The 11,053-nt window shown below is 68.0% G+C and carries 7 protein-coding genes and 1 pseudogene; 2 read left to right on the forward strand and 6 right to left on the reverse strand.

Annotation, left to right across the window (positions count from 1 at the left end):
• Positions 1 to 3 precede the first annotated feature (3 nt).
• The gene (locus tag GA0115259_RS12250) at positions 4 to 1,482 is read left to right on the forward strand and encodes a PHP domain-containing protein (RefSeq protein ID WP_093595101.1); all 1,479 of its coding nucleotides are present in this window, start codon (positions 4 to 6) and stop codon (positions 1,480 to 1,482) included.
• A 257-nt stretch (positions 1,483 to 1,739) separates the two neighbouring features.
• Here the strand turns inward: GA0115259_RS12250 and GA0115259_RS12255 are convergent, their stop codons facing one another.
• The 6 genes from GA0115259_RS12255 to GA0115259_RS12280 form a co-directional block, all read right to left on the reverse strand.
• Positions 1,740 to 3,467 (reverse strand): glycoside hydrolase family 13 protein, encoded by a 1,728-nt coding sequence (locus GA0115259_RS12255; RefSeq protein WP_107469174.1) that lies wholly within the window; start codon positions 3,465 to 3,467, stop codon positions 1,740 to 1,742.
• 106 nt (positions 3,468 to 3,573) lie between these two features.
• On the reverse strand, positions 3,574 to 6,123 hold the full coding sequence (locus tag GA0115259_RS12260) for a CBM35 domain-containing protein (RefSeq protein ID WP_256097981.1): 2,550 nt from the start codon (positions 6,121 to 6,123) through the stop codon (positions 3,574 to 3,576).
• A 49-nt stretch (positions 6,124 to 6,172) separates the two neighbouring features.
• The gene (locus GA0115259_RS12265; RefSeq protein WP_093595092.1) at positions 6,173 to 7,060 is read right to left on the reverse strand and encodes a carbohydrate ABC transporter permease; all 888 of its coding nucleotides are present in this window, start codon (positions 7,058 to 7,060) and stop codon (positions 6,173 to 6,175) included.
• Between the two features lie 14 nt (positions 7,061 to 7,074).
• The gene (locus GA0115259_RS12270; protein WP_093595095.1) at positions 7,075 to 7,953 is read right to left on the reverse strand and encodes a carbohydrate ABC transporter permease; all 879 of its coding nucleotides are present in this window, start codon (positions 7,951 to 7,953) and stop codon (positions 7,075 to 7,077) included.
• Between the two features lie 3 nt (positions 7,954 to 7,956).
• Entirely contained in the window at positions 7,957 to 9,318 is a 1,362-nt protein-coding gene (locus tag GA0115259_RS12275) for an ABC transporter substrate-binding protein (protein ID WP_176732523.1), read from the reverse strand.
• A 340-nt stretch (positions 9,319 to 9,658) separates the two neighbouring features.
• Complete coding sequence (locus GA0115259_RS12280; RefSeq protein WP_093595098.1) at positions 9,659 to 10,681, reverse strand: LacI family DNA-binding transcriptional regulator; 1,023 nt, start codon at positions 10,679 to 10,681, stop codon at positions 9,659 to 9,661.
• A 109-nt stretch (positions 10,682 to 10,790) separates the two neighbouring features.
• Here GA0115259_RS12280 and GA0115259_RS12285 point away from each other — a divergent pair.
• Positions 10,791 to 11,053: pseudogene (locus GA0115259_RS12285) on the forward strand (hypothetical protein); the annotation flags it as partial.

Genomic DNA, 11,053 nt, shown 5'->3' on the forward strand with positions numbered 1-11,053 from the left:
CCGCTGGCCAGCCGCTCCAAGAGCAACGGCTTCCTGTGGCTGGCGGGCGACCACCACATCCACACGCAGTACAGCAGCGACGGCAAGTACCGCGTCATCGACCAGGTCCGCCAGGGCACGGCCCACGGTCTGGACTGGATGGTCATCACCGACCACGGCAGCGAGGCGCACGCCAAGATCGGTGTGGACAAGGTCAACCCGGACATCAAGGAGGCCCGCAAGGTCTTCAAGGACCAGCTCGTCTTCCAGGGCCTGGAGTGGAACATCCCGGGCGCCGAGCACGCCACGGTCTTCGTCCACCCGGGCAGCAACGAGGTGGAGGTGCTGAAGAGGTTCGAGAACGACTACGACGGCAGCCTGCACCCCAGCTCGTCCAACGACGTCAACGAGGCCCTGGCCATTTCCGGTCTCCAGTTCCTCGCCGACCAGGTGCGCCGCCGCAAGGTCGACGACGCGCTGATGCTGGCCAACCACCCGGCCCGTAACGGCATCGACTCGCCGCACGAGATCCGCGGCTGGCGCGACGCCACCTCGTCCGACCACCCGATCGCCATCGGTATGGAGGGCGCTCCCGGTCACCAGGCCGCCGGTCTGCCGGCTCCCAAGGGCGGCGCCCAGGCCCGTGGCTTCTACGGCAACGGCCCGAGCGCCAGCTCCTTCCCGGGCTACCCGGCGGACAGCTACCGCACCTGGGGCGGCTTCGACTGGATGACCTCCACCGTCGGCGGTCTCTGGGACAGCCTGCTGGCCGAGGGCAAGCCGTGGTGGATCACCGCCAACTCGGACTCGCACCGGGTCTACGCCGATCCCTCCATGACCGGCCCCAACGACAACTTCGCGGTCAACGGCCGGCACGCCGACCCGGTCTACAGCAGCGACGGCCTCAACCTCGCGGAGGGCGACTACTGGCCGGGCCACTACAGCCGTACGCACGTCGGCGCGGACCGGTTCTCGTACGCGGCGGTCATGGACGGTATGCGCGCGGGCCGGATCTGGGTCGACCACGGCGCCCTGATCAGCGGTCTCGACGTCCGTATCAAGGGCGGCAGCCGCTGGACCACGCTCGGTGGCGCGCTGCACACCAAGCGCGGTGACAACGTCGAGCTGACCATCGAGATCGCGCTCGCCAACGGCGCCAACTGGGCGCAGTTCGTGCCGAAGCTGGCCCGTGTCGACATCATCCAGGGCGATGTCACGGGACCGGTCCGCGACAAGGACACCTTCACCGCGCCGACTGCGAAGGTCGTCAAGTCCTTCGAGGTCAACGAGTCGACGGGCACGGTGAAGCTCACGTACAAGCTCGGCAAGGTCTCCAGCCCGCTGTACGTCCGGCTGCGCGGTACCGATGGCAAGCGCAGCGCGGTGGGCGTCCACGGTGCCGCGGTCGACCCGTTCGGCCCGGCGATCGATGTCGTCGGTTCCGCCGACCCGTGGCAGGACCTCTGGTTCTACTCGAACCCGATCTGGGTGCTGCCGTCCTGACGCCGGTCTTCTGCTGGATCCTGTCGTCAAAGGCGGGGAACATTCCGGGACGGCCCGCCGTTGTGGAGTGTGAGGGTGTGGATGGAACTGAGTCCCCGGGGCCCACATAAGAATCGCCCATAAGGAAGATCGTTCGGCTGAAGCCTTATGGAGCACGCCGCCGCGAGGCGACCGCCATCCGCATCCTCCCCGTTACGGCCCCGACCGGCGCCCCCCGTCCGGTCGGGGCCTCTCTTTCTCAGGCCCGCCTTACCTGCTCAGGTCTCCGTTCCATCCCGGTGGAGCCAGGCGCAGGCGTCCGAGGGCAGCAGCCTGGCGTCGTTCCCGCCAGTCTCCCCCGGCTCCCCCGGTCCGGCCTCCAGCGGTGCGCTGCTGAGCAGTACGGTCGCGTCCGAGGGCAGCGGGAGTGGCGTCCCGCCGGTGTTGACCAGACAGCGGAATCCGCCCGGCCGGTCGAAGCACAGCGTGTCCGGTCCTGTTTCGACCCAGGTCAAGGTCTCGGGAAGACCGGTCAGCCGGGCCGCGCGCAGGGCGAGTCCCGCGCGGTAGAGGGCGAGGAACGAGCCGGGATCGGCCTCCTGCGCCTGAACGGTCAGTGTGTCCCAGTCCTTGGGCTGAGGCAGCCAGGGCGCCGCGGTCGCGCCGTCGGGCGAGAAGCCGAGCGAGACCGCCGTATCCGCCGCCCGGCCGGTGCCCTCGCCCGTGCTCGTACCCGTGCCCGCACCTGTACCACTCCGCCAGGGCAGCGGGACACGGCAGCCGTCCCGGCCCCGGTCCGCTCCTGCGGACCGTACGAAGGCCGGATCCTGGAGCAGCTCGTCGGGCAGGTCCCGTACCTCGGGCAGGCCCAGTTCATCGCCCTGGTACACATACACACCACCGGGCAGGGCCATGGTGAGCAGCGCGGCGGCACGGGCCCTGCGGCGGCCGAGGACCGGATCGCTGGGATCGCCCGGACGCTTGTCCCCCATGTCGAACGAGGTGTCCTCACGGCCGTAGCGGGTGACATGCCGGATGGTGTCGTGGTTGGAGAGCACCCAGGTGGGCGGCGCTCCGACCGGACCGTGGGCGGCCAAGGTCCCGTCGATGACCTCCCTCAGCGCGGCGGCGTCCCAGGCGCAGCACAGGAAGTCGAAGTTGAAGGCCGAGTGCAGCTCGCCGGGACGCAGATAGCGGGCGAACTGTTCGGCCGTGGGCAGCCAGACCTCGCCGACGAAGATCCGCTCTCCGTCGTAGCCGTCAAGGATCTTGCGCCAGCTCCGGTAGATCTCATGGACGGAGTCATGGTCCTGGTAGGGCAGATCGGTGGGATCCGGGTCCGGGCCGACATCGGGCAGCCCTTCCTTCTTGGCCAGGCCATGGGCGACATCGATCCGGAAACCGTCGACGCCACGGCGCAGCCAGAAGTGCAGGATGTCCTCGAACTCGACCCGGACCTCCGGGTGTTCCCAGTTCAGATCGGGTTGCTCGGGCGCGAACATATGCAGATACCAGGGCCCCGGTGTGCCGTCGGCCTCGGTGATCCTGGTCCAGGCGGCGCCGCCGAAGTACGACTGCCAGTCGTTGGGCGGCTCGTCGCCGTCCGGGCCGCGTCCCGGCAGAAACCAGAAGCGCTCGCGCGCCGGTGAGCCCGGTCCGCCCGTCAGCGCCTCCTGGAACCAGATGTGCTGGTCGGAGCAGTGGTTGGGGACGAGGTCGACCAGCACCCGCAGTCCTTGGCCATGGGCCTCCTCAATCAGGCGTTCGGCCTCGGCGAGTGTGCCGAAGACCGGATCGATGTCCCGGTAGTCGGCCACGTCGTAGCCGCCGTCGGCCATGGGCGAGGTGTACCAAGGGTTGAACCACAGGGCGTCGACGCCGAGTTCCCGCAGATACGGCAGCCGGTCCCGGACTCCGGCGAGATCGCCGGTGCCGTCCCCGTCGCCGTCGGCGAAGCTGCGTATATAGATCTGGTAGATCGCGGCATGCCGCCACCAGTGGGTCACAGGGACTCCTTGTCCGATGAGGGGGGTGCGGGCCCGTCCGCGCGGGCCCGCACCGAGGCGCACACCGAGGTATGCGCCGAAGCACGCACCAAGGCTCGCGGGACGGCTACCAGCCGCTGTTTCCCGTACCGCGCGTGATCGTGAAGCCGCCGGTGGAGATGAGTCCGCCGGAGGCCGTGCCGGTGACCGTGACACCGGAGAAGGTGCCGGAGCCGGCGGAGATGATCTCGATACCGTAGGCACCGGTGTTCTGAATCTTGATGTTCCTCAGTGTCAGACCGCTGATGGTCTTCTGGTACGAGAGCAGAACACCGCTGTAGGTGCTGTCGAGGATGTCGAGGTCCTGGACGAGGATTGGCGCGGTGATGTCGGAGGCGTCGGCGAAGATCCAGAGCGCGCCGAACCTGCTCTGCCAGTTGGGCTCGTACCCGCCCGTGCGCAGCAGGGTGTTGCGCTGGATGGAGGTCGTACCGCTGAACGGCAGAGGCGCCGGCGGGAAGTTACGGGTGCTCACCGCTATGCCGGCGGAGGAGGTGACCGTGTCGGAGAGCAGGTTGTCCTCGGCCCGGTTGGCGTTGCCGCCGTAGATACCGATCGCGTTGGCGAGGAGCGGCGCCTGGACGGTGTTGAAACGGAAGGCGCTGTTGCTGACCGCCTGGCTCTCGGAGAACATCGCCAGAGCGTCGTCACCGGTGTTGCGGACGGAGGAGTTCCACAGCTCGGTGTCGGCGGTGCCCTTGTGGAGGTTGACTCCGTCGGCGAAGGTGTCGCGGATGCGCAGACCGCTCGCGTACAGGCCCTTGGTGGGCGCGTCGATCCAGAGGCCGACCTTGGTGTGTTCGATCCAGATGTTCTGGAAGGTCGATCCGCTGCCGAAGTCGCCCTCGATCGCCGCGTCGGAGCCGTTGTCGAGACGGACGGTGGCATCGCCCGCGATGGTCAGGTCCTGGACGGTGCTGGTGCCGCCCCGGCCGAAGAGTCCGCCTCTGCCGTTGCTGCCGCGCAGCACCGTGGACCACTCGCCCGCGCCGCGGAGGGTGGCCCCGGTGAGATTGACCAGCCCGGAGATGTTGTACGTACCGGCGGGCAGCCACAGTCCCTTGCCCTGGGAAGTCGCCGTCGACAGGGCCGAGTTGAGCGCGGCGGTGTCGTCGCTGCCGTCGTTCGCCGTGACGCCGAGAGTGGTCGCGGAGACAAAGCCCGAGGCCGGCATGGTCCGGTCGGCGGGGACGGTCTCGGTCTCGACCAGATCGAGGGTGTACGACGCGGCGAGGTCGCCCGCGTCCTTCTGGAACTTCAGTACGGTCCCGGCCGGGAAGCTGCCGATCAGGGCGCGTGTCTCGTCGAAGAAGCGGTGTCCCGAGCCCTGGGACGGATCGTTGGTGAAGGGATACGCGCCGTACACCCAACTGTACTTGGACGTCAGATCGAGATCGCGGACATGGGTGGAGCCCGCGTAGACGCTGAGGGTGGCGGCGGGTGTGTTGTCGGGCACCGAGTAGCGCAAGGTCAGCGCGTCGGCCGGTTTCGTCAGGGTGAACTCGACGTATTCACCAGTCCGGTCGAGGACGACGGCCCGGCGGCCCGAGGCCTCGGACGGAACGGTGAGATAGGTGCGGTCCGGGCCGATGGCCGAGGCGTTGGTGGTGCCGCTCTCCGCCTCGTATGTCGTGTACGGGACGGTCGCACCGCGCGCGGCGGTGGCGGACGCGCCGGTGACCGTGAGGCCGTCGAGCTGGAGATCGCCGTTGTCACCGGGCTCGGTGCGCAGCGTCAGTGTGTTGAGCTGTGCGCGCAACGGAGCGTCGGTGGTGGCGGACCGCCAGGCGCCCGCGGTGCCGGGCAGCGAGAGCTGACGGATCTTTGTGCCATTGGCGGTGAGAGTGATGGTGGCGGCGGCGCTGCCGGGAGTGCGGTAGCGCACGAGGACCGGATAGGTCGCGGCGGACGGCGCGTTGACCGCGTGGACGGAGCGGGCGCCCGTGGTGGTGAAGCCGGTGAGATAGCCGGTGCCGTCGTAGCCGCCGACGCTGGTCGCGACGGCCGGACCGCCGGAGAAGAAGGCCTTCTCCGCCTGGTGGGTGAGAGTGTCGGCCGGCGGCTCGGTGGGGGTGGTGGGTGTGGTCGGGATGATGTTGTCGAGATTGACATTGCCGCTGTCGGAGGTGGTGAAGGTCAGGGCGACGGTGTTGGCGCCCTTGGCGTAGGTCAGCGGTTCGTCGCGGGTGGCCCAGGTCTGCCAGTTGGCGGTGGCGGGAAGGCTGATCTGACGGAGCCTGGTGCCGTTGACATACAGGCTGAGCGTCATGGTGGCGGTGGTGCCGTTCGCGTACCGGATCCGCAGGGATCCGTCGCCCGCCTCGGCCGACGGCACGGTGAACGAGGTGGACGCCCTGCCCTTGTTGCCGTCGGTGTATCCGGCGACAAAACCGGAGCCGGTGTAGCCGGGATGCTCGGTCGAGACGGCCGCGCCGCCGGAGAGCGCCGCCGACTCCGCCTCCAGCGTGGCGTCCGCCGCATGGGCGGAAGGGCCGCGCGAGACGGCGTACAGGAGGGAGAGGAGAAGCAGCAGGGCCAGGCCCGCCGCTCTCGCCGCCCGGGGCCGTGCGATACAGAGCCGTGGGATGCCGGGCCGTGCGTGGGGTGCGGGTGACACGACGGTGTGTCCTTCCGTGAGGGTTGGGGGGAATCCGGGTCCGGGACGGTCAGCCCTTGAGGCTGCCCGCCGTCAGTCCCGCGATGATGCTGCGCTGGAAGATCAGGAAGAGGACGAGCAGCGGCACACTGGCCATGACCATGCCCGCGAGCAGCTGGTTGGCGGGCATGTCCAGGGAGAGCCGGTTGAGCGCCACGGTGATGGGCTGTCTCGCCGGATCGGGCAGGACGAGCATCGGCCAGAGGAAGTCCTTCCAGACGCCGACGACCGCGAAGATGGAGACCACGGCCAGTACGGGCCGGGAGAGCGGCAGGACGACGGAGACCAGGACGCGCAGTGTGCCCGCGCCGTCGATCCGCGCGGAGTCGAGGAGTTCACCCGGGATCTGGTCGAAGAACCGCTTCAGGATGAAGATGTTGAAGGCGTTGGCACAGGCGGGCAGCCAGACCGCCCAGGGCGTATTGATCAGATTGAGATGGACCAGCGGGACGTCCACCACGGTCAGATAGGTCGGTACGAGCAGCGCCGAGACCGGCAGCATCAAGGTCGCGAGCATCATCCCGAGGACCACATGGCCGAGCACCGGACGCAGCTTCGACAGGACGTAGGCGGCGGCGACGTCCACCACGAGCTGGCACAGCCAGGCTCCGGCCGCGAGAAGAAAGGTGTTCAGGAAGTACTGGCCAAGTCCGACATTCGTCCAGGCCTCGGTGTAGCTCTCCGGGTGCCAGCTCCTCGGGAGCAGTGTGGGGTTCGGATCGGCCAGCTCGGCGGACGATTTGAGTGCGCCGGTCGCCATCCAGTACAGAGGGAAGACAAAGGCGAGGGTGAAGCCGGTCAGAGTCATGACGAGTACGAAGCGGTGGATGAACCGGCCGGTGCGCCTGGTCATCTCGGCGGGTGCTATCAGGGTGCGTACGGCGGTCTCGGCGGCCATGGCAGTACGTCCTCTCAGCTCTTGGTGCGGGTCAGCCGCAGATAGATGCCCGCGAAGAGACCCAGCACCAGGAAGAGCACCGTGCTCATGGCGCTGGCCAGGCCGAAGTCGCTGTAGACGAACGCGTACCGGTAGAGCAGCAGCAGAACGGTGACGGTGGCATCGTCGGGCCCGCCGCCGGTGAGCACGAACGGCTCGATGAACACCTGCATCGTGCCGATGATCTGAAGCAGCAGCGTGATCATCAGGATGAAGCGCAGCTGCGGAACGGTGACATGCCACAGGCGCTGCCGGATCGACGTGCCGTCCAGCTCGGCCGCCTCGTACAGCTCGCCGGGCACACCGCCGAGCGCGGCGAGATAGATCAGTGTGGTGGTGCCCATATTGGCCCAGGTCGAGACCAGCACCAGGGAGACCATCGCCAGATTCTCCGACTCCAGCCACTGCTGGGCGGGCAGGTGGACGAGGTCGAGGACCTTGTTGAAGAGCCCGGGGCCCGGATCGTAGAACCACCGCCACAGCAGCATCGTGACGATCGGCGGCAGCATCACCGGCAGATAGACGGTCAGCCGCAGATACGCCTTGCCGTGGCGCAGTTCATTGAGGACGACGGCGGTGGCGAAGGGCGCCGCGAATCCGAAGACCAGCGCGAGCAGTGTGAACCAGCCGGTGTTCTGCCAGGCGGTGGCGAAGAGCGGATCGTCGAAGAGCCGGCGGAAGTTGTCGAGCCCCACCCAGCGGGCCGGTTCCGCGAAGGTGACCTGCTGGAAGCTGAGCAGCAGGCCACGCACGATGGGGTACCAGGAGAAGAGCGCGAAGCAGAGGAGACCGGCGGAGAGGAAGAGATACGCGACCAGATTCTCGTGGAACCGGCGCGACCTGCGGACCGTCATGGTTCACCGGACCGTGGCGAGTATGGCGTCGGCCTTCTTCTCGGCGGTCGCGAGCAACTGGTCGAGGTTCGCGTCCTTCTTGGTCAGCACGGACTGCATGACACCGTCCAGGACGGTATAGAGCTGCTGGGCGTTGGGCGGCTCGATCTTCACCGCGACCTGAGGGCTGCGGTCGACGAACGGCTTGAAGTTCCGCTGCGGCACATTGGCGTACTTGGCGTGGATCGCGTCGTTCTTCGCCTGCGCCTCGCCCCGGAAGAGATTCGGCTGCGGCAGCCCGATCGGAATGCCCTGCCCGGCCCACTTCTTGGCGTTCTTCTCCTCGCGGTCCGGATTGAGGTACTTCCACTGGACCCACTGGAGACCGGCCTTGATCTTCTCTGGCGAGGCCTTCGGGTTGAACATGAAGCCGTCGCCTCCGCCGAGCGTCGCGGTGCCGGGCAGCGCCGCGAGACCAAACTCCTCGTACTCACGCTCGAACTGCTTGACGATGGTGGGGATGTTGTCCGGACCGGCCATATACATCCCGAGCTTGCCCGAGCCCATCATCTTCTGGACGTCGCCGATCTCCAGCAGCTGACGGGTGCCCATGCTGTTGTCGGTCCACCGCATGTCGTGCAGGGCCTGGAGCGCCTTGTGTCCTGCCGCGCTGTTGAAGGCGGCCTTCCAGCGACCGTCGTCGCCACGGGTGGCGACCTCTCCGCCCATGGAGTAGATCCATGACGTCAGATGCCAGCCGCCCTGGTTGTTCTTGCTGTAGTCGGCGTATCCCACGGTGCCGTCGCCGAGCGCGCTGATCCGCCCGGCCGCCGTACGTACCTCGTCCCAGGTGGCCGGCGGCCGGTCCGGATCGAGCCCCGCCTTGGTGAACAAGGCCCGGTTGTAGACCAGACCGAGCGAGTAGTTGCCGGTCGGCAGCCCGTAGATCCTGCCGTCGGCGTCCTTGAAGACGTCCTGGAGCTCGGGCCGGACGTCCTGGAGGTACGGCACGTCCTTCAGATACGGCGTGATGTCGGCGGCCTGGCGACGCTGGATCAAACCGGCCGGATCGGTGAAGTAGACATAGAACACGTCCTCCAGCTGGCCGCCCGCCAGCTTCGCTGCGAAGGTCTTCGGATCCATCTGGCCTTCACGGGCATCGATCCGGATCTTCGGATGGCTCGCCTCGAACTCTTTGACCAGCTCTTCGAAGTCCTTGCGGTCGGCCGGCTGGGTCTTCGCCGGCATGCCGTTGACGCTGATGGTCACCACGCCGTCCTTGCCCACGCCCGAGGGTGCCGGCGAACCGCCGCAGCCGGCGAGTACGAGGGAGAGCGGGGCGGCCACGGCCAGGCCGAGTACATGACGTCTTGCTGTGCCAACCATGGGATCCCATGCCTTCCTGACAACGACGGCAGACGGCTCGCCCTCGCCCGGTCGCGGGCGGCGAGGTCTGCAAAGCGTTTGCGTGAATTGCGGCGAGAGCTGGTGCCTGTGGTCTCCCGACGGCGCTGACAGTAAAAGCGCGTGCCGCAAGAAGTCAATGAGTCTGCGCAAGAAGTTAATCCCAGAGATTCGGGTTTGTAACGGACCGTCACATCGTGGAGGGCGGTGCCGGGATACGGCCGTTCGGTGCCGGAGGGCGCCGGACAGCGCCCGGACACGACAAAAGAGGCCCGGCGGATCGCCGGGCCTCTCGCGTGCGGCACTCGCCGCCGATGTACGGTCAGCCGCCGCCGGTACGGGCCGGAGGCGCCGTTGAACTGCGGACGATCAGCTCGGTGTCGAACATCATCAGCTCTCCGGCCGAGGCATGGCCCTTCATCTGGGCGGCCAGTGAAGCGACGGCCGCCGCGGCCATCGCCTGGACCGGCTGGCGGGCCGTCGTCAGCGGCGGATCGGTCGCCACCATGTACAGAGAGTCGTCGAATCCCACGACGGACAGATCCTCCGGCACCCGCAGTCCCTGGCGGCGCGCCGCCCTGATGGCGCCGAGAGCGAGTGCGTCGCTCGCGCAGACCACCGCCGTGACACCCTCGGCGAGCAGCCGCGGCAACGCCGTCGCACCGCCCTCCATCGAGAACAGGCCATGCGCGACCAGCTTGCGCCGGTCGTTGGGCGAACCGCCGCCGCGCCGCCCGTGGAAGCGCTCGTAACCTGCGAGTTTACGGGCCGAGGGAACATGGCCGACAGGCCCGAGGATCATGCCGATCCGCTCATGTCCCATCGCCGCCAGATGGTTCAGCACCTGCTCGGCCGAGGCCGCGTCGTCGATGGACACCTGGGCGACGCCCAGGTTCTCGTCCGCCGCGTTGAGCAGGACGACCGGTATCCGACGCTCCCTCAGGGCCCGGCCCTGCTCGGGTCCGGCGTCCGCGTAACTGGCGCCGACGAAGATGATCCCGCCGACGTTCTGTTTCAGGATCATGTCGATGTAATGCGCCTCCGAGACTCCGTCGGCGGTGCGCGTGCAGAGCACGGGGATGAGTCCGCGCTTGTTGAGAAGCCCGGCCAGCGCCTCCGTGAACGCCGGGAAGATCGGATTCTGGAGATCGGGTACGACGAGCCCGACCAGCGCGGCCCGCTCCTGCCGCAGTTCGCGGGGCCGTTCGAATCCGCAGACGTCCATGGCGGTCAGTACCGCGTCACGGGTCGCCGGCGCCACATCCGTCGCGCCGTTGAGCACCCGTCGCGCGGTGGTCTCGCTGACACCGGCGAACTCGGCCACCTGAGCAAGTCTCTTCTTCACGCCATCAAGCTACCAATCTACCGCGCAAGAAATAAAGATCTGTTACGCAAATTGCGGACATCTGCTGGCGCGCCAGGCGATTGTCCGAGCCGGCTGAGAGAGTCTGTGTGTGGCGGCAGAGGAAGAGACGGCAAAGGACAACAGGGACGGCAGATCAGGGCAGGGCGGCTTCGAGGCAGCGACGGGCGACGGACCGGTGCCGGGCACGGATCCGCAGGCGCGGGCGGCCGAGGTCCGGGTCGCCTTCGAAGGGCTGCTCCAGATCCGGCGGCTGACCCATACGGGCCCGGGTGATCCGGCGGCCACTCCGGCGCCGTGGGAGCGGCGGCGCCCGGTGCGGGCCGTCGCGCTCGCGCTGGAGGCGGCCGGACT

The organism is Streptomyces sp. MnatMP-M17 (assembly GCF_900091995.1).
GTDB lineage: Bacteria > Actinomycetota > Actinomycetes > Streptomycetales > Streptomycetaceae > Streptomyces.

Coding starts and splice junctions, on each gene's coding strand:
- GA0115259_RS12265 (WP_093595092.1), bottom strand. CDS start 7,060: ATGGCCGCCGAGACCGCCGTACGCACCCTGATAGCACCCGCCGAGATG.
- GA0115259_RS12270 (WP_093595095.1), bottom strand. CDS start 7,953: ATGACGGTCCGCAGGTCGCGCCGGTTCCACGAGAATCTGGTCGCGTAT.
- GA0115259_RS12275 (WP_176732523.1), bottom strand. CDS start 9,318: ATGGTTGGCACAGCAAGACGTCATGTACTCGGCCTGGCCGTGGCCGCC.